Annotated in this window: 24 protein-coding genes and 1 pseudogene; 19 read left to right on the top strand and 6 right to left on the bottom strand. The window is 60.2% G+C overall.

Annotated features, from left to right (window positions below; genetic code table 11):
- Positions 1–85: 85 nt before the first annotated feature.
- From JFU04_RS30540 to recX, 15 genes and pseudogenes are all read left to right on the top strand, one after another.
- A pseudogene (locus JFU04_RS30540) lies at positions 86–274 on the top strand (phage tail assembly chaperone); the annotation flags it as partial.
- 103 nt (positions 275–377) lie between these two features.
- The gene (locus JFU04_RS05300; protein ID WP_201143626.1) at positions 378–578 is read left to right on the top strand and encodes a hypothetical protein; all 201 of its coding nucleotides are present in this window, start codon (positions 378–380) and stop codon (positions 576–578) included.
- A gap of 2 nt (positions 579–580) precedes the next feature.
- Positions 581–1,747, top strand: a complete 1,167-nt coding sequence (locus tag JFU04_RS05305; RefSeq protein WP_065903306.1) for a phage tail protein — start codon at positions 581–583, stop codon at positions 1,745–1,747.
- Entirely contained in the window at positions 1,747–2,253 is a 507-nt protein-coding gene (locus JFU04_RS05310; RefSeq protein WP_065903305.1) for a phage major tail tube protein, read from the top strand. The genes JFU04_RS05305 and JFU04_RS05310 overlap by 1 nt, the downstream gene beginning before the upstream one ends.
- A gap of 182 nt (positions 2,254–2,435) precedes the next feature.
- A complete protein-coding gene (locus tag JFU04_RS05315; RefSeq protein WP_201143627.1) occupies positions 2,436–3,008 on the top strand; it encodes a phage tail assembly protein in 573 nt (190 codons plus the stop codon).
- Positions 3,005–3,130, top strand: a complete 126-nt coding sequence (locus JFU04_RS30390) for a hypothetical protein (RefSeq protein WP_034102430.1) — start codon at positions 3,005–3,007, stop codon at positions 3,128–3,130. The genes JFU04_RS05315 and JFU04_RS30390 overlap by 4 nt, the downstream gene beginning before the upstream one ends.
- Positions 3,131–3,136: 6 nt before the next feature.
- Positions 3,137–4,288 (top strand): hypothetical protein, encoded by a 1,152-nt coding sequence (locus tag JFU04_RS05320; protein ID WP_201143628.1) that lies wholly within the window; start codon positions 3,137–3,139, stop codon positions 4,286–4,288.
- Positions 4,288–4,671, top strand: coding sequence for a phage tail protein (locus tag JFU04_RS05325; RefSeq protein ID WP_065903298.1), 384 nt, complete (start codon positions 4,288–4,290; stop codon positions 4,669–4,671). The genes JFU04_RS05320 and JFU04_RS05325 overlap by 1 nt, the downstream gene beginning before the upstream one ends.
- Positions 4,664–4,876, top strand: coding sequence for a tail protein X (locus JFU04_RS05330; protein WP_065903295.1), 213 nt, complete (start codon positions 4,664–4,666; stop codon positions 4,874–4,876). Before JFU04_RS05325 ends, JFU04_RS05330 begins: the two co-directional genes overlap by 8 nt.
- Before the next feature lie 9 nt (positions 4,877–4,885).
- Positions 4,886–5,896, top strand: coding sequence for a contractile injection system protein, VgrG/Pvc8 family (locus tag JFU04_RS05335; protein ID WP_201143629.1), 1,011 nt, complete (start codon positions 4,886–4,888; stop codon positions 5,894–5,896).
- A 21-nt stretch (positions 5,897–5,917) separates the two neighbouring features.
- Complete coding sequence (locus JFU04_RS05340; protein ID WP_201143630.1) at positions 5,918–6,475, top strand: glycoside hydrolase family 19 protein; 558 nt, start codon at positions 5,918–5,920, stop codon at positions 6,473–6,475.
- Complete coding sequence (locus JFU04_RS05345) at positions 6,463–6,933, top strand: lysis system i-spanin subunit Rz (RefSeq protein WP_201143631.1); 471 nt, start codon at positions 6,463–6,465, stop codon at positions 6,931–6,933. Before JFU04_RS05340 ends, JFU04_RS05345 begins: the two co-directional genes overlap by 13 nt.
- Before the next feature lie 81 nt (positions 6,934–7,014).
- Positions 7,015–7,515, top strand: a complete 501-nt coding sequence (locus JFU04_RS05350) for a CinA family protein (RefSeq protein WP_065903282.1) — start codon at positions 7,015–7,017, stop codon at positions 7,513–7,515.
- Positions 7,516–7,598: 83 nt separating this feature from the next.
- Positions 7,599–8,657 (top strand): recombinase RecA, encoded by a 1,059-nt coding sequence (gene recA, locus JFU04_RS05355; protein ID WP_010170065.1) that lies wholly within the window; start codon positions 7,599–7,601, stop codon positions 8,655–8,657.
- Between the two features lie 8 nt (positions 8,658–8,665).
- Complete coding sequence (gene recX / locus JFU04_RS05360) at positions 8,666–9,133, top strand: recombination regulator RecX (protein WP_065903279.1); 468 nt, start codon at positions 8,666–8,668, stop codon at positions 9,131–9,133.
- A 281-nt stretch (positions 9,134–9,414) separates the two neighbouring features.
- On the opposite strand, the gene JFU04_RS05365 is transcribed toward recX, so the two are convergent.
- The gene (locus JFU04_RS05365) at positions 9,415–10,527 is read right to left on the bottom strand and encodes an LOG family protein (RefSeq protein ID WP_201143632.1); all 1,113 of its coding nucleotides are present in this window, start codon (positions 10,525–10,527) and stop codon (positions 9,415–9,417) included.
- A gap of 377 nt (positions 10,528–10,904) precedes the next feature.
- Positions 10,905–11,345 carry a PA3611 family quorum-sensing-regulated virulence factor gene (locus tag JFU04_RS05370; protein ID WP_065903274.1) on the bottom strand — a complete coding sequence of 147 codons (441 nt, stop codon included), beginning with the start codon at positions 11,343–11,345 and terminating at the stop codon, positions 10,905–10,907.
- Positions 11,346–11,523: 178 nt separating this feature from the next.
- On the opposite strand from JFU04_RS05370, the gene JFU04_RS05375 reads away from it, so the two are divergent.
- From JFU04_RS05375 to JFU04_RS05385, 3 genes are all read left to right on the top strand, one after another.
- Positions 11,524–12,243 carry a tRNA-uridine aminocarboxypropyltransferase gene (locus JFU04_RS05375; protein ID WP_201143633.1) on the top strand — a complete coding sequence of 240 codons (720 nt, stop codon included), beginning with the start codon at positions 11,524–11,526 and terminating at the stop codon, positions 12,241–12,243.
- Positions 12,244–12,495: 252 nt separating this feature from the next.
- Positions 12,496–13,146, top strand: coding sequence for a response regulator transcription factor ErdR (erdR, locus tag JFU04_RS05380; protein WP_065903269.1), 651 nt, complete (start codon positions 12,496–12,498; stop codon positions 13,144–13,146).
- A gap of 75 nt (positions 13,147–13,221) precedes the next feature.
- Positions 13,222–13,584: a diacylglycerol kinase gene (locus JFU04_RS05385; RefSeq protein ID WP_017137081.1), complete on the top strand. Its 363-nt coding sequence runs from the start codon at positions 13,222–13,224 to the stop codon at positions 13,582–13,584.
- Between the two features lie 3 nt (positions 13,585–13,587).
- Here JFU04_RS05385 and JFU04_RS05390 read toward each other — a convergent pair whose 3' ends face one another.
- Positions 13,588–14,514 carry a LysR family transcriptional regulator gene (locus tag JFU04_RS05390; RefSeq protein WP_010212678.1) on the bottom strand — a complete coding sequence of 309 codons (927 nt, stop codon included), beginning with the start codon at positions 14,512–14,514 and terminating at the stop codon, positions 13,588–13,590.
- Positions 14,515–14,638: 124 nt separating this feature from the next.
- Between JFU04_RS05390 and fpr the strand changes: the two genes are divergently transcribed.
- Entirely contained in the window at positions 14,639–15,418 is a 780-nt protein-coding gene (gene fpr / locus JFU04_RS05395) for a ferredoxin-NADP reductase (RefSeq protein ID WP_003189055.1), read from the top strand.
- A gap of 81 nt (positions 15,419–15,499) precedes the next feature.
- Here the strand turns inward: fpr and tsaA are convergent, their stop codons facing one another.
- The 3 genes from tsaA to JFU04_RS05410 form a co-directional block, all read right to left on the bottom strand.
- The gene (gene tsaA / locus JFU04_RS05400) at positions 15,500–16,195 is read right to left on the bottom strand and encodes a tRNA (N6-threonylcarbamoyladenosine(37)-N6)-methyltransferase TrmO (protein ID WP_201143634.1); all 696 of its coding nucleotides are present in this window, start codon (positions 16,193–16,195) and stop codon (positions 15,500–15,502) included.
- A 65-nt stretch (positions 16,196–16,260) separates the two neighbouring features.
- Entirely contained in the window at positions 16,261–16,722 is a 462-nt protein-coding gene (locus JFU04_RS05405) for a DUF1456 family protein (protein WP_043048901.1), read from the bottom strand.
- A gap of 68 nt (positions 16,723–16,790) precedes the next feature.
- Positions 16,791–17,501 (bottom strand): rRNA pseudouridine synthase, encoded by a 711-nt coding sequence (locus JFU04_RS05410; RefSeq protein WP_120447756.1) that lies wholly within the window; start codon positions 17,499–17,501, stop codon positions 16,791–16,793.
- Positions 17,502–17,652: the final 151 nt, after the last annotated feature.

A 17,652-nucleotide genomic window follows, 5' to 3' on the forward strand; every position in this document is an offset into this window, starting at 1 on the left:
TCAAAACGCTGCCGGAAAAATCATTGCTGCAGATGAGCTGGGTGCCCCGGTCGCCATTAATCCACCAGGGCTGAGCATTGAGCAAATGGCCGCTAAAGAGCGTGCGTGGCGAGACCGGCAGTTGGTGACCGCGACCGGTCTGCGCGATCGGCATCGCGATCAGCTGGAATTGGGCATTCCAACGACGCTGGAAGCAGAGCCGTTCACGGCGTTGCTGAACTACCTGCAGTTGCTGCGTGACTGGCCGCAGTCTGCGGATTTTCCCACGTTGCAAAAGCGTCCATCCCCCCGGACTGGCTCGCCGAACACACCGATTAAACCTCAACTGCCCCCCAAACCGCCCTCCGCGGTTTTTTTTCGCCTGGAGATTACCCCACATGGCAAACCGCCAAACCTACACCGTCCTCATCCCTTTCCCCACCGGCGCCGGCCATTGGTCCACCGCCGGCCAGCAACTGGAACTGCTGGACGTCGAAGCATCCGCCCTGCGCACCGCCGGCCGCCTGGAACTCACCAGCGTCCTTGCTGCGCAGCAAACCATCCCGGCCAAAAAGGCCACTACCAAGAAGGCTGACTAATCATGGCTGAGGTTTTGAACTTCGAGCACAACGGCATCACCGTGAATGCCACTGAATCTCCCGAGGCCATGGGTGGCCTTGGCGACAACGTGATCGGCCTGGTCGGCACTGCGCCGAATGCGCATGCGTCGATCCCCAAGAACGCGCCGTTGCGCATCAACAGCTTCACCACCCAGGCGCTGCTGGACCCCACCGGTGCTGAGTCGGGCACGCTGTTTCACGCCGTCTACCAGATCCTCAAAGTGGTGAAGGTACCGGTGTACGTGGTGATCGTGGAGGAGGGCGCGACACCGGCCGACACCCTCAACAACGTGATTGGTGGTGACGAGCCGATCACCGGGCGCAAGTTGGGCCTGGCGGCACTGGCGAATGTGCCGGAAGACCTGACCATCATCGGTGCCCCGGGCTTCACTGGCACCAAGGCCGTGGCCGGCGAGTTTGCCGCGTTCGGCAAGCGCATCAAGGCCCGCGTGGTGCTGGATGGCAAGGACGCAGCAGTGGCTGACCAGGTGACCTACAGCGGCGAACTGGGCGGTGCCGACCTCGGTTTCGACCGGTGCCTGCTGGTGCACAACATGCCGTCGGTGTACTCCAAGGCGGCGAAGAAAAACGTGTTTCTCGCCCCCTCGTCCCTGGCTATCGCCGCGTTGGCGAAGGTCAAGCAGTGGGAAAGCCCGGGCAATCAGGTGACGTTTGCCGAGGACGTGTCCCGCGTGGTCGAGTACAACATCCTCGACACCTCCACCGAGGGCGACCTGCTCAACCGCTACGGCGTGAGCTACTACGCGCGCACCATCCTTGGCGGCTTCTCGCTGCTGGGCAACCGCTCGATCACCGGCAAGTTCATCAGCTACGTGGGCCTTGAAGATGCGATCAGCCGCAAGCTGGTCAAGGCCGGCCAGAAAGCCATGGCCAAGAACCTCACCAAGTCTTTCATGGACCAGGAGGTCAAGCGCATCAACGACTGGCTGCAAACCCTGGTCGCCGACGAAACCATCCCCGGTGGCAGCGTGTACCTGCACCCGGAATTGAACAGTGTCGAGAAGTACAAGAACGGCACCTGGTACATCGTCATCGACTACGGTCGCTACGCGCCGAACGAACACATGATTTATCAACTCAATGCCCGCGATGAAATCATCGAGCAGTTCCTGGAGGACGTTCTCTAATGTTTACCAATCGAGTCAGACAGGCCATTGCGGCCACCCTTCAAGGCCTGCCATTGTCCGCGACGGTGGAGGAGTTCTCCCCGCCGAAGATCGAGTTCGAAATGGAGCCCATGTCCGGCGGGCGCTTCATCGCCGAAGAAATGGCCAAGAGCGGCAAAGTGCTCGGCGCAACCCTGGTGCTGCAAGGCGCCGGCCCGGAAGTCATGTTGGCGCTGGGCGTGCGCCTGGGTGATGACATCCTGCTGAACGTGCGCGAAGCCGGCCAGGACCAGGACGGCAAGACCTATTTCACTTACCACACAGTCGGCGGCAAGCTGAAATCCCTGACCGAGGCCAAGCTGAAAATGGGCGAAAAGGTCACCACCACCCTGGAGCTGTCCTGCCGTACTTACAACCGCTTGGAAAACGGTATTTCGGTGATCGACATCGACGTGCGCACCCAGAAGTTCGTGCTCAACGGCGTCGACATCCTCGGCGACGCGCGCCGCGCTGTATTGATGCCGTAAGGGCTACCGTGACCTGAAGTGGACACAGCCGATGTGGGCGCCGGGCTTGCTCGCGATGCAGGCGGCTCGGTGTGCCTGGTGCACCGAGCTGTTGCTATCGCAGGCAAGCCAGCTCCCACATTGACCGCGCGCAGCTTTAGATTTGCGCTGCTTTCAACATCGTTTAAACAAGGAATTGCCCCATGGCCTGGATGCCACCGCTGCATGTCCTGCTGTCCCCGATCACCGCCGATACCGGCGCGACGATCCAGCAGGTTCAACTCAAACCGCTGTACTACGCCGCGCAAAAAGACGCGCTGGCCCGGGCCGGTGATGACGAGGATGACCAGTTCTTCGAACTGGCGAAACTCGCCACCGGCCTGTCGGAAAAAGAGCTCGACCAACTCAAGCGACCGGACTACGTGGCCATCGCCCAATACGTACACGAGATGTCGACTCGTCCGGCGTCATTCTTCCTTGGCGAACAAACGGAATCGCCCCACGACCAGCCCGTCCAGCTGTTGCTGCCCCTCGACGCAGCGGGCCGCACCCTGACTGAACTGGTCCTGGAAATGCCCGCCCTGCGCGCCACCAAGGTGATGAAGAAACTCGCCACCAACAAGGAGCGCGCCGAATTCATCACCGCGCATTGCAGCGGCTTGATGATCCCCGATCTCGCCTGCCTGACCGTGCCCGACTGGACCGAATTGCAGGAGCGCATCGACCATTTTTTAAATCAACCGGCGGCCTTCTTTCGCAACGCGACATCGAAGTGATCCTCGATGTGGTGCCGCTGGTTTACTCGGTAAATGAAGCGGAGATCCTCGATTGGGATGCCGCAAAAGCATTGCGCCGCTACGACATCGCGATGACTCGCCTTGGCGTTAAACAGGAGTAGAGCGGGATGCAAGAGACTAAATATGGGCTCAGGCTAGCCCAGGAGGACTTTCGCTGGATGTTCGGCGAGGCCGATCTAGGCAATGTGCTGGCACCGTTTTCCACAAGTGCTGCGGCACCTGTAAGCCTGGAGGCGGCCTCGCAGCTGCCGTTCGAACTGCGCTCCGCGTTGGTCACCCTCAGCGTGGACATCAACGCCTTGATCCAGGAGCAAGTGCGACTGCGCGAGACGCTGAAGACGCTTAACAGCACCTTGTCCATCAATGGCGACTCTCTGGTGCCCAAAGCGGCTGATGTTGCCACGAGCGCATTGAAAGATAAGCCCGAGAAGCCCGCTGATGGTCCTTTTGCGAGCGCGGCCAAGGCGGTTGGAGGCGAGTTATGGGACGCGTTGAAAAGCAAAGCTGCTGAAAAAACGATTGATTTGACCTTTGACCTAATCACTAAGGGCGCCAAAAGTATCAAAAATCGGGGTTGGCGTGGTTCAGGCCTAACGAACCCGTTCGGAAAAAAACGCCAGGCCTTGGTTGCTTCGCCACCAGGCATTCAACCGGGTGCGACCACGCAAAGCTTTCAATCCTTTGCCGGGGCAAGCGTTGCAGCACCAACGTTATCGCGGCTAAACCTATCTTCGGGTGCCCTGAACGATGCCTTTGCCACGCTCGGATCCACCGGCATTCGACGGCTGGCGCCATTGAGAACCGCCGAAGCCACCCTGGACGTGATTCGGGGCGTACGCAACGGTGACGCTAAAGCCATCGGCACCGGCCTGAGTACGGCCGGCGGTGCCTGGGCGGGCGCTTCTGCCGGCGCGGCAATTGGCACTCTGGTCTTCCCCGGCGCAGGCACCGTGGTCGGCGGCGCCCTGGGTGGCTTATTGGGCAGTGAGGCAGGCGCCTGGCTGGGTGAAAAACTGTTCGGTTCGAGTGACCGCCTGCCGCCGCCGAACGCGGTCGGCAAAGAGCTCAACAGCGCTCGCGCCGACAACGTTCAAGTTTCGATTGCCCCGAGTATCCAGATCACCGGTGTCAACCCGGCAGACGCCCAGCAAGTGGCCAATCAAGTGATCCAGGCCCTGCAATTTCAATGCGTGCCAATGCTCACCGACTCGCTGGGGATCCGGCGCAACGCGGCACTGACCGACCCAGGAGGTGATTGATGCGACAGCAAATGGTACTGGGCGACTTTATCTTTGGCCTTTCCCGAGGGTTTGCCTACTCCACGTTGTCCCGTGGCAGCGACGGCGGCTGGAGCGACCTGGCGATTATCGCCAGCAAGCCGCAGTCGCGGCAAAGCGGACAGAAGCTGGAAAAACTCACGTTTACCGGCGCCGCCATGTACGGCATCGGCATGCAGCGACTGGATGAACTGCGCGCGCTGCAAAACAAGCGGGCGCCTTTGCCGCTGGTGGATGGGATCGGCCGCAACTGGGGCCTGTGGCGTATCAATTCGGTGCAGGAAAACCAGAGCAATGTGATTGATGACGGCACCGCCATGGTCATGACTTGGATCCTTGAACTGGAGGAATTCGTCAATGCGTAGAGTGCGAAGTATCGCCGGTGATTCGGTCAATCTGCTGCTCTACCGTGAGTTGGGGCGTTGCGACGATGTAGCTGAAGAAACCCTGTGGCGCTTGAACCCGGATCTTGCCGAGTACGGCCCGGTGCTACCGGCGGGCGTGTGGGTAATCGTGCCGGAGATGCAATCACGGCCGGCTGCGTTGCGGCCTGTCCTGGCGTGGGATTGAGGAGGTTTTATGGCTCAGGGATTTACGCCGATCGTGGAGTTTTACGGCGCCAATGCGGCATTGCTTAATCAACGGATCATGAGCTGGAGTCACACCGACGCGGCGGGTATCGAGTCTGACCGGCTGGAGCTGACGCTCAATATCGAAGACCTTGAAGGTCTGCCGAGCTTGAGCGGCAAGATCGGCATGCGCGTCGGTTACTCAGAGTCGGGACTGGTAGAGAAGGGCGAGTTCGTGATTACCCAACGTACCCCCGTCCTGTTTCCCATGCGCCTGATGATCGTCGCGACGGCCGCACCTTTCAGCGTGGGCGACCCGCGCGGCTATCGTCAGCGGCGCTCCGCCAGTTACGGGCCTACGACCCTGGGGGCACTGTTTCGGCAATTGGTCGGCCGGCATGGTTTTTCGCCGCGTGTGGCGCCGTCGCTGGAGGGTATTGCGATTGCTCATATCGACCAATCCAATGAAAGCGACATGGCGTTTATCACGCGACTGGCCAGTCGCTACCACGCGGTGACGAAGCCGTTCAACGAGTTGTATGTGCTGGCCGAAGCGGGGCAAGCCAAATCGGTGTCCCTTAAACAATTGCCGGAGGTGAAGTTGTCCGTGACCCAGGATAACCGTCCCGGTGACCAGGCCTTCATAACCGCCACGCTCAACGATAAAACCCGCTCCAAATACATGGGCAGCCGTGTCACCTGGTGGGATGTTGCCGGTGGCAAACAGCACGTGGTCGAGGTCGGGGTCGCGCCTTTCAAGACCCTGCGCCAGCGTTGCCAGAACGAAGAGGAAGCGCGTGCCGTCGCTGAAGGTGAACTGCGTCGCGTCGGGCGAGAGGGGCTGGAGATGGTGATTGATTGCCCTGGTAACCCGTTGGTGGCTGCCGAAGGGCTGCTGCGCCTGGATGAAACCTGGCCGGCGTATATGCAAGGCCAGTGGTCGATAACCAAGGTGATCAATGTGGGGGACCCGGTAAAGGGCTATCGCAGCACGATCACGGCCGGTGGTTTGTCTACATAAGGACCTTTGAAGGTGAACGTGGTGGTGATAACTCAGCCCCAATTGATCCAAATCATGCCTGGAGCCCGCCGTGTAGCGGGCATTTTTTTAGCGGATTTCAATGCCGCCTTTATCCGGTACCAGATCAACAGTGTGCAGCGCGCTGCCGCCTTTCTCGCCCAGATCGGCCACGAGTCCGGCGAATTGCACTACATGCGCGAACTGGGCAGTGACGCGTATTTGAGCAAGTACGATACCGGTGCATTGGCCGTGCGCCTGGGCAACACGCCCGAAGCGGATGGTGACGGCCAACTGTACCGGGGGCGGGGGCTGATCCAGATCACCGGCCGCCGCAACTACCTGGCCTGTAGCCAGGCACTGTTCGGCGATGATCGTCTGTTGCGGGAGCCGACATTGTTGGAGCAGCCGCAATGGGCGGTCGAATCGGCCGCCTGGTTCTGGCAGAGCAACGGCCTGAACGAGCTGGCGGATCACGACCAGTTCACCACCATCACACGGCGTATCAACGGTGGGCTCAATGGGCTGGAGGACCGTTTGCGCCTGTGGGCACGCGCGAAGGCGGTGTTATGCGTGTCTTAGGCGTGTGCCGCCTGATCGGTGTCTGCCTGCTGGTGGCTGTTGTCTGGCAGGTGCAGGCGTGGCGGTACGGGGTGCAGATTGAACGCTTGTCGGCACTGCAGGTTCAGGCAATCTTGCAGCAACAGCAGGCTGAACAGGACAAACGGCTGGCCCTGGAGCAACAGCTCAGTGCCAGTGACCAACAACATGCCCGGGAATTGAGCGATGCCCAACGTCATCAGGCAGCTCTGCGTGATCGCCTGGCCACTGCTGATGTGCGGTTGTCAGTCCTTCTCGACGCCTCCAGTGGCTGTCCAGTGCCAGCCACCGCCACCACCGGCGGCGTGGTTCATGCAGCCGCGCGAGCCCGACTTGACCCGGCGCATGCTCAGCGAATTATCGGCATCACCGACGACGGTGATAACGCCCTGATTGCCTTGCGCGCCTGCCAGGCGTATGTGCGCGCCATCGCCCGCTAATCTCTTGATCCAGTCTGTCGCTTGCATGCGCGATTTGCTCCTGTAGGGTAGGCAAACCCCCACCCACTTCTGGAGACGACCGTGAAGGAAATCACTCAACTTGCCGCTGAACTGGGTCGCCGCTTGCAGGTACTCAATGCGCACGTCACCACGGCCGAATCCTGCACCGGTGGCGGTATCGCCGAGGCGATCACGCGGATTCCCGGGAGTTCGGCGTGGTTCGAGGCAGGGTATGTCACCTATTCCAACCGTCAGAAAACCCGACAGTTGAATGTGCCCGAGGCGTTGTTTCCCAAGGTCGGTGCGGTCAGCCAGGAAGTGGTCGAAGCGATGGTGCGCGGCGCCCAGGAAAAAAGCCTGGCGCGGTTCGCCGTGGCGGTGAGTGGAGTGGCCGGGCCGGATGGTGGTTCGCCGGACAAACCGGTGGGCACGGTGTGGCTCGCGTTTGGCGTGGGTGACGAGGTTACGGCCGAGCTTGCGCACTTCCCTGGCAGTCGCGACGAAGTCCGCCGACAGACGGTAAAGGCCGCCCTTGAAGGCTTGATGCGACGAGCTGCAGCAGAAATAGACAATCAGGGGTAGGCGATCTCTGATCTTTGTGGAACAATACTGTCTACTTATACAGGTGTTGGCCGTCAGGCCTTATTGATTACGTGAGGACTTTAATGGACGACAACAAGAAGAAAGCCTTGGCTGCGGCCCTGGGTCAGATCGAACGTCAATTCGGCAAGGGTGCCGTAATGCGTATGGGCGATCACGACCGTCAGGCGATCCCGGCTATTTCCACTGGCTCTCTGGGTCTGGACATCGCGCTCGGCATTGGCGGCCTGCCAAAAGGCCGTATCGTTGAAATCTACGGTCCTGAATCTTCCGGTAAAACCACCCTGACCCTGTCGGTGATTGCCCAGGCGCAAAAAATGGGCGCGACCTGCGCGTTCGTCGACGCCGAGCACGCCCTGGATCCTGAATACGCCGGCAAGCTGGGCGTCAACGTTGACGACCTGCTGGTTTCCCAGCCGGACACCGGTGAGCAAGCCCTGGAAATCACCGACATGCTGGTGCGCTCCAACGCCATCGACGTGATCGTGGTCGACTCCGTGGCTGCCCTGGTGCCGAAGGCTGAGATCGAAGGCGAAATGGGCGACATGCACGTGGGCCTGCAAGCCCGTCTGATGTCCCAGGCGCTGCGTAAAATCACCGGTAACATCAAGAACGCCAACTGCCTGGTGATCTTCATCAACCAGATCCGTATGAAGATCGGCGTGATGTTCGGCAGCCCGGAAACCACCACTGGTGGTAACGCGTTGAAGTTCTACGCTTCGGTCCGTCTGGACATCCGTCGTACTGGCGCGGTGAAAGAAGGTGACGAGGTGGTGGGTAGCGAAACCCGCGTTAAAGTCGTGAAGAACAAAGTGGCCCCGCCTTTCCGTCAGGCCGAGTTCCAAATTCTCTACGGCAAGGGTATCTACCTGAACGGCGAGATGATCGACCTGGGCGTGCTGCACGGCTTCGTCGAGAAGTCTGGTGCCTGGTATGCCTACAACGGCAGCAAGATCGGCCAAGGCAAGGCCAACTCGGCCAAGTTCCTGGCGGACAACCCGGATATCGCCGCCACGCTTGAGAAGCAGATTCGCGACAAGCTGCTGACTGCAGCGCCAGACGTGAAAGCTGCCGCCAACCGTGAGCCGGTTGAAGAAGTAGAAGAAGTCGACACTGACATCTGAAGCAAACGATGACAGTTGTACTGGATACACTCGTCGCCGTTCGGCGCACTGCGATGGACCTGCTCGCTCGCCGCGAGCATGGTCGAGTCGAGCTGACGCGTAAGCTGCGTCAGCGCGGTGCGGAGCCTGAGATGATCGAAACCGCCCTCGACCGGTTGACGGAAGAGGGGCTGCTTTCCGAATCCCGTTACCTTGAAAGCTTTGTGTCCTACCGAGCCCGCTCGGGCTACGGCCCGGCGCGCATTCGTGAGGAACTGAGCCAGCGAGGCCTGCAACGCGCGGATATTGACCTGGCCCTGCGAGAGTGCGGGATCAGTTGGCAGTCGCAACTGGAAGACACTTGGCGTCGCAAATTCTCGGGCCATCTTCCCATCGATGCCAAAGAGCGCGCGAAGCAAGGGCGCTTCCTCAGTTATCGCGGGTTTTCGATGGACATGATCAGCCGCTTGCTCAGCGGTAAGGCCATGGACGACTGACACCTTGGTGCCTCGCCTGCTCTGATACTCCGTCTCCCGTGGCAAACGAGTTTCTGTAGCAAACGGGCCTCTGTGGTACACCGACTTCTATGGCAAACGGGCGTCTGTGGCAAAAGGGTGTCTGTGGCAAACGGGCGTCTATGGCAATCGGGCTTCTGTTGCGAGCGGGCTTGCCCCGCGTTGGGCTGCGAAGCAGCCCCAATCCCCTCCACCCGCCCAAAATGATCCCCCAAAAAGGCCCACTATGAAAATAGTGGGCCTTTTGTCGTTCCTTCAAAAAATCAAGCCGGCTCCGGCGCCAACCGCTGCTGCGCCTTCCCCTGAGCCTGTGCCCAGTTCTCCGGCAAGTTGATGTAATCCACCAACTCTCGCAGGCGGCCCTGATCGCGGCCATTGAAGTTGAACACCAACCGCGTCAGATGGCTGAACCTTGGCTCGTCATGCTCCTCGCCCGTGTAGGCAAGTTGCTGGAACTCCCCACTCAATCGCAGGCTGGCAAACTCGTTTTGCAAATGGGCCAACGCTCGATCACTGAGCGGGTGATTCATGCGCACCACAAACTCGCGTTTCAGCCAGCGTGTGGAGTGGAAGTTGGCATAAAACTGATTGATCTCTTCCACCGCCTCTTCGGCGCTGTAGACCAGCCGCACCAGCTTGAGGTCAGTCGGCAGGATATAGCGATTGGCTTCCAGCTGGCTGCGGATGAAGTCCAGGGCGCCCTGCCAAAAGCCGCCTCCGGGTGCATCCAGCAATACCACGGGCACCAGCGGGCTCTTACCGGTCTGGATCAGGGTCAGTACTTCCAGGGCTTCATCCAGGGTGCCGAAACCACCCGGGCACAACACCAACGCATCGGCTTCCTTGACGAAGAACAGCTTGCGGGTAAAGAAGAAGTGGAACGACAGCAGGTTCTCGGTGCCATCGATAGTCGGGTTGGCATGCTGTTCAAACGGCAGGGTGATATTGAAGCCCAAGCTGTGTTCCAGGCCGGCACCTTCATGAGCTGCCGCCATGATGCCGCCGCCGCCGCCCGTGATCACCATCAGGTCCGAGCGTGCCAGGGCCGCGCCCACTTCCCGGGCCAGCGCGTACAGCGGGCTTTCCACCGGGGTACGGGCCGAGCCAAACACCGTGACTTTGCGCCGGCCCTTGAACTGTTCCAGTACACGGAAGGCATGGTCCAGCTCGCGGATGGCTTGCAAGGTTATCTTGGCGTTCCAGCGGTTGCGGTCATCCTGGGCCATGCGCAGCACGGTCAGGATCATGTCGCGATACAGGGGAATGTTCGGGCTGTTGGGAGCGACCAGTTGGAGTTGTGCTTCGACCTGTTGTGTAAGGTCGGTCCCGTTTTCTTCAAAATGACGGAGCAGGCGGTCATTCGGTTCGTAAGGCATTCAACTTCTCCTTCTTCACAGAGACCGGGCCATCGGCGAGAGATTCGTCCGGGGGCCACGACACTGCATGTGTCGCTGCATACCCAATGCATTGCACGTGTTCGCCAGGCAGCAATCGGGCTCTGTATGTTCCTTGTGATTTAAAAACCTTTGCACTGCAAGTCGCAGGAGGGCAACCCTCTTTTGCCCTGAAAATGTTACAGAACGGCGTGGAAACCGTTGTCGACGGGCGGTTGGGATAGCTTGATCATGGGCCGAAAAACCCTTGGCTGGCAACCGCTTATTGGTCACTCATCAGCAAGTTTAGCCGTGTGAAGGGAGTTGACGCGGGGGGAGTGCGCGCCACCGAAAAGCAGCGCGCTGGGGGCAGGCAAAGGTTACTTTTTCTTCTTGGCGGCAGCCGGTGCCGGGCAGTCCGCTTCCACGAACTTCACCGATGCCACAGGACGGTTGGTCTTGTTCTCGGTGATTTCGTAGCGCATTACCGCGCCCTTGGCCATCAGCTCGCGGTAGCCTTTGTTCAGGCACACGCTCTGGCCCAGTTGGAAATACACCGCCTTGGGGTTGGCACGCATCTGTTCGGCGCGGTCGGGCAACACGCTCAAGTGATCGATCAGCTGCATACCTTCAACGGTGTAGGCCACTTCCAGGGTTTTTTCGTCGATTTCCCGGGGCAGGTCCTTGTTGCTTTCGGCCGCGACGCTTTGCAGCTTCCGGTTCATTTGGGCCTCCAGCAGCGAGGCCGCCTGGGCGCCGACGGGCAATACCAGCGCAAGGGCGATGGAAGGGGCGGCAAGACGCAGCATGGAACGCAGCATGAAACTCTCCTGATTCGGTTACTGGTGCATAGACCAGCCACTGCGCTGTGCGTTCAGTGGCGCGCAATTATAGGTGAGCCGTTGCCACTACAGCCAGGCGTATCGCTGGTAAACTGCCGCCACTTCAGTCTTCCACGAGTTTTTCCGTGTTGATCTACCCCTCTTTACGGCCCACCCAATGAGCCACGCCGTTTCCCGCCTGCGTACCCAGCGCCTGGCGCGGGCCGTCAGGCCGTTTCTGAACCGTGGCTCGCGGGCCGAACGCTGCCCCGGCTGCCGCGTGATCCCCGAGTATTGCCTGTGCGCCTGGCGCCCCAAGGTGGCGGCCAGGTCGGCGATGTGCCTGTTGATGCATGATGTCGAGCCGATGAAGCCCAGCAACACCGGCTGGCTGATTGCCGATGTGATCGACGACACTACGGCGTTTGCCTGGTCGCGCACTGAAGTCGACCCGGATTTGCTCACCTTGCTGGCTGACCCGCAGTGGCAACCCTATATCGTATTCCCCGGCGAATTTGTCGCGCCCGAGCGCGTCGTCAGCGCAGTGGCGGTGGAGGAGGGCAAGCGCCCGTTGTTCATCCTGCTGGATGGCACGTGGAGCGAAGCGCGCAAGATGTTCCGCAAAAGCCCGTACCTGGAGCATTTGCCGGTATTGAGCCTGGCGCCCGAACAGCTCTCGCGCTACAAACTGCGTCGCTCCAAGCGCGATGACCATTTCTGCACCGCCGAAGTCGCGGCCTTGTGCCTTGAGTTGGCCGACGATGGCGCCGCCAGCGAAGTGCTGGACGCCTACCTCGACGTCTTCAGCAGCCATTACCTGGCCGCCAAGTTCCAGCTGCCCCTGGACCCGACCGACATCGTCCATACTCGTCTGGCACCTTATATACCTGCGGTATAACCAGACGACGTTTGCATGATGGCACCGTAAACCCGCGCCCCGCTAAAATGCCCGCGGGCGTAGTGCTTGACCCCCCAGGCTGCGCTGGGCATGCTGGGCGCCGATTGGGGTGCAACCGTGAATTTTCGACGTCGTTCCAAGTGCTTTTGACGTTGAACGTACCCTGTGGCGTCGGCTGCCTGGCTGTCGCCTTGTGTCTTGGTGAACCCTGAACCCATCAGGGCTGCCATAAAAAACAGGATCATTTAATCAATGGCCACATACGAAATCCTGATAGCCGATGACCACCCGCTGTTTCGCAGTGCGCTGCATCAAGCCGTCACCCTGGGCCTGGGCCCTGACGTACGCTTGGTCGAAGTGGCCAGCATTGCCGAACTGGAAGCCCGCCTCACCGAAAAATCCGACTGGGACCTGGTGCTGCTCGACCTGAACATGCCGGGTGCCTACGGTTTCTCCGGGCTGGTGCTGCTGCGCGGGCAATACCCGCAGATTCCCGTGGTGATGGTTTCGGCCCAGGAAGAAGCCGATGTGGTGGTGCGCTCCAAGGAGTTTGGCGCCAGCGGTTTCATTCCCAAGTCCAGCTCGATGGAAGATATCCAGAAAGCAGTACGCACCGTGTTGGATGGCGATGTGTCCTGGCCGCCACAGGCGTTTGAAGAAATCAACGTGTCCGACGAAGCCAAGGCCGCCCGCGATGGCCTGGCCAGCCTCACACCCCAGCAGTTCCGCGTGCTGACCATGGTCTGCGAAGGCTTGTTGAACAAGCAGATTGCCTTCGAGCTGAGCGTGTCCGAAGCGACGATCAAGGCCCATGTGACGGCGATCTTCCGCAAGTTGGGAGTGCGTACACGCACCCAGGCGGCGCTGCTCTTGCAACAACTTGAGTCAATTTCGCAGCACTAAGCTGTCAGCGATTCACGCTTTTTTGACTTGGCGTGATCTAGTTTCCCCACTTCTTTGGTTCAGTTGCCTACGTCTATGTCGCCTTTCAAGGGTCAAACCGGTATCAAACGTATCTTCAATGCAGGGGGTTACTCCCTGGATGGCCTGCGCGCGGCGTTCACTGGCGAGGCGGCCTTCCGTCAGTTGGTGCTGCTCAACGTTATCCTGATCCCGCTGAGCTTTTTCCTGCACGTCAGCCGGGTGGAGCGGGCGTTGCTGATCGCGGTGTGCCTGCTGGCGCTGATCGTCGAATTGCTCAATTCGGCGGTAGAGGCGGCCATCGACCGTATTTCCCTGGACCGCCACCCATTGTCGAAAAACGCCAAGGACATGGGCAGCGCCGCGCAATTTGTAGCGCTGACCATGATCACGCTGGTGTGGGCCGTGATCCTGATCTAACCCTCAGGCAATGCTCGGCAGCACGATCTCGTCGCTGCGCTGGACCCCGGCGGTGAAGGCGCGGCACAGCTCGAGGAATTCGCGCATCGCCGAGGTCTGGTACTTCTGTTTGTGCCAGATGAAGTAGAACTGCCGGGCCAGGTCCAGGTCCGGGGTTTCCACCGGCACCAGGCTGCCACGGCGGAATGCATCGCGCAGCGCCAGGCGAGAGATGCAGCCAATCCCCAATCCCGACTCCACCGCCCGCTTGATCGCCTCGGTATGTTCCAGCTCCAGGCGGATATTCAGCGCGCTGCGGTGATGGCGCATGGCTTGGTCGAACGTCAGGCGCGTACCTGAGCCTTGTTCGCGCAGGATCCAGGCTTCGTGGGTCAACTCGTCCATGCTCGCCACACCGCGCTTGGCCAGGTGATGCTGCGGCGCGCAAAACACCACCAGCTCATCTTCTACCCAGGTTTGTACCTCGATGTCCGGGTGGCTGCAGTCGCCTTCGATTAGACCCAGGTCAATTTCGTAGTGCGCCACCTGGTGCACGATATGTGCAGTGTTCTGCACATGCAGCTTCACCTGGCTCTCGGGGTGCTGTTGCATGAAGCTGCCGATCAGCAACGTGGCCAGGTAATTGCCGATGGTCAGGGTGGCGCCCACCGCCAGCGAGCCGAAGCCGGACTTGCCGTTGAGCAGGTCCTCGATCTCCTTGGCCTGGTCCAGCAGCGCCACCGCCTGGGGTAACAGCTGGTGACCCAAGGCGTTGAGACTCAGGCGCTTACCGGCGCGATCGAATAATTGGCAGCTGGATTGGCGCTCCAGCTCGGTGATCGAGGTGCTGGCGGCGGATTGCGATAAGGCCAGAAGGCCAGCAGCGCGCGAGACGCTTTCCTGCTGGGCGACGGCGACGAAGACTTGCAGTTGACGGAGAGTAAATCGCATATCGATATAACCGATAACCCTTATCTTAATAATCCAGTTAACAGATATTGTCGCCGCCATTAGAATGCTGTGCAATTGCGCACCTATCATTTGGCGCAGACCCATTTCCAGGAGTCCCCCGTACATGAGCAACATGAACCACGAGCGTGTCCTCAGTGTTCATCACTGGAACGACACTCTGTTCAGCTTCAAGTGCACCCGTGATCCGGGCCTGCGCTTCGAGAACGGTCAGTTCGTGATGATCGGCCTGCAACAGCCCAACGGCCGCCCGCTCATGCGCGCTTACTCGATTGCCAGCCCGAACTGGGAAGAGCATCTGGAGTTCTTCAGCATCAAGGTGCCCGATGGCCCGCTGACTTCCCAATTGCAGCACTTGAAGGAAGGCGACGAGATCATCATCAGCAAAAAACCGACAGGCACCCTGGTGCTTGACGATTTGAAGCCGGGCAAACACCTGTACCTGCTCAGCACCGGTACTGGCCTGGCGCCGTTCATGAGCGTGATCCAGGACCCGGAAACCTACGAGCGTTTCGAAAAAGTGATCCTGTGCCACGGCGTGCGTTACGTCAATGAAGTCGCCTACCGCGAGTTCATCACCGAACACCTGCCGCAGAACGAATTCTTCGGCGAAGCGCTGCGTGACAAGCTGATCTATTACCCGACCGTGACCCGCGAGCCGTTCGAGAACGAAGGCCGCCTGACCGACTTGATGCGCAGCGGCAAGCTGTTCAGCGACATCGGCCTGCCACCGATCAACCCCGAGGACGACCGCGCCATGCTGTGCGGCAGCCCGAGCATGTTGGATGAGACCAGCGAAGTGCTGAACAGCTTCGGCCTGAAGGTTTCGCCACGCATGCGTGAGCCGGGTGACTACTTGATCGAACGCGCCTTCGTCGAGAAGTAACCCCTGCAGGAGCCGGCTCCTACAGTAAAAAGAAAAGCCCGCGTTGCCTGAAGGCAGCGCGGGCTTTTTCATGTCTGCGGTTTATTGGGCCGCAACCACTTCCAGCACGCAAATCATCCCGGCCTCGGGATAGTGCCAGCGCACATCCACATCCCAGAACTGCGCGCCATATTCACGCTCCGGCCCCGGGGTTTGATACGCCGGCCGCGGATCCTGGGCCAGACACTGCTCGATCAGCGCCACCAACGGCTCGTCAAGGCGCTGGGCGTGGCCTTGTGCCTGATGCAAGGCGGTCTTCAGCCACTGCACCGTAATCAGCGGCGGCGCGCTGCTGGCGATGTGGTTGGTGGCCGTGTCGATGATGTCGGCATAGGGCACATACGGCTTGATATCCAATACCGGCGTGCCATCGAGCAAATCGAGCCCGGAAATCCACAGCCTGCCCGGTTCGACCCTGTCCAGCTTGACCACCGATTGACCAATGCCGTTGGGCCGATGCGTCGCGCGGGTGGCAAATACGCCCATGGACGTGTTGCCGCCCAGGCGCGGCGGGCGCACCTTGAGGCGCGGCTTGTCTTCCAGTGCCTGGTGAAACAGGAACAACAGCCACACATGGCTGACCTGCTCCAGGCCCTGCACCGCCTCACCCTGGTCGAATGGCGCGACCAATTCCAGCACGCCCCGTGCGGCAGGCGCCAGTTGCGGCTGGCGCGGGATGGCGAACTTCTCCTTGAAACAGGAGCGGACAAAGCCGATGGGCGAGACGCTGTAACTCATTTTTGAAGCCTCAAGTGGCAAACTTCAAGCTGCAAGCTCTTGGCGCTTGAAGCTTGTAGCTGTTTTTAAGCTCTGACGCGCAGCGTCAGCCCCTTGAGGAAGTTGCGCAGCAACTGGTCGCCGCACGGGCGGTAGTTGGTGTGGCCGAACTTGCGAAACAGCGCGCTCAGCTCCGGCTTGGACACCGGGAACTCGGCAGCCTTGAGGATGGCGTGCATGTCGTCTTCCTTCAGCTCGAAGGCCACGCGCAGCTTCTTGAGGATGATGTTGTTGGTCACCGGGGTCTCGATCGGCTGCGGCGGACGGCTTTCGTCCTTGCCGCGCTTGAAAATCACCAGGCCGTCGAGGAAATGGGCCATGACTTCATCCGGGCAGAACACAAAGCCTTCTTCCTCATCTTTCTTGAGGTAGGTCAGCAGGTCTTCCTTGGTCACGTCCATGCCGCCGAGTTTGATGATCTCGACCATCTTGTTATCGCTGATATCGAGCATGTAGCGCACGCTGCGCAGTACGTCATTGTGAATCATGATGGGCAATCCTGGTTTTCAACGGTGGACACCGCCGGGTGAGGCGGTATCGAGAAAAGGTGCGCGGCTTAGAACTTCTCTTTGCCGGACATATAACGCCATTGGCCAACCGGCACTTTGCCGATGGACACGCCGCCGATGCGGATGCGGCGGATGGCGACGACTTTCAGGCCAACGGCTTCGCAGAACAGGGCGATCACGCCCGGTTGCGGGTTTTTCATGGCAAAGCGCAGGCGGTTTTCGTTCTGCCAGCTGGCTTTCACGGCAGGCAGCTCTTTGCCTTTGTAGGTCAGGCCGTGGTTCAGGCGGTTGAGGCCGTGCGCAACCATGTCGCCTTCGACCTCGACCACGTATTCCTGCTCGATCTTGGCGGCATCGGCGGTCAACTTGCGCAGGATCTTCCAGTCCTGGGTGAAGACCAGCAGCCCGCTGGCCTTGGCTTGCAGGTCGGCGCTGGCGCTCAGGCGCAGGAAATGGCCCTTGAGCGGGCGTTTGCCGAAGCGATGCTCTTCGGACAAGGTCTCGGCGCTGATCGACGCCAATGCCGTCTCGGCATCCACGCCGGCAGGCGCGTGCAGCAGGATGGTCACCGGCTCCGGCGCAGTGGCCTTGGCTTCGGGGTCCAGCTCGACTTTCTGCGTGGTGACCTTGAACTGCGGCTCGTCGATCACTTCGCCGTCCACCGAGACCCAGCCGCCTTCGATAAACAGCTCAGCCTCCCGACGGGAGCAACCGACCAGTTCGATGAGGCGTTTGGAGAGGCGTATGGGGTCAGTCATGACAAGGGCCGTAACAAAAGGGGGCGGTTATTGTACCTGCCTGGCGCCGGTTAATCCCGGCCCCATTTCAGTGCTGCTGCTTTTTGTCGGAGCTTGCCTGCGATGGCGTCGCCTCGGTACACCCGATACACCGAGTTGTCTGCATCGCAGG

It is taken from the genome of Pseudomonas sp. TH21 (assembly GCF_016651025.1).
Taxonomy (GTDB): domain Bacteria; phylum Pseudomonadota; class Gammaproteobacteria; order Pseudomonadales; family Pseudomonadaceae; genus Aquipseudomonas; species Aquipseudomonas aylmerensis.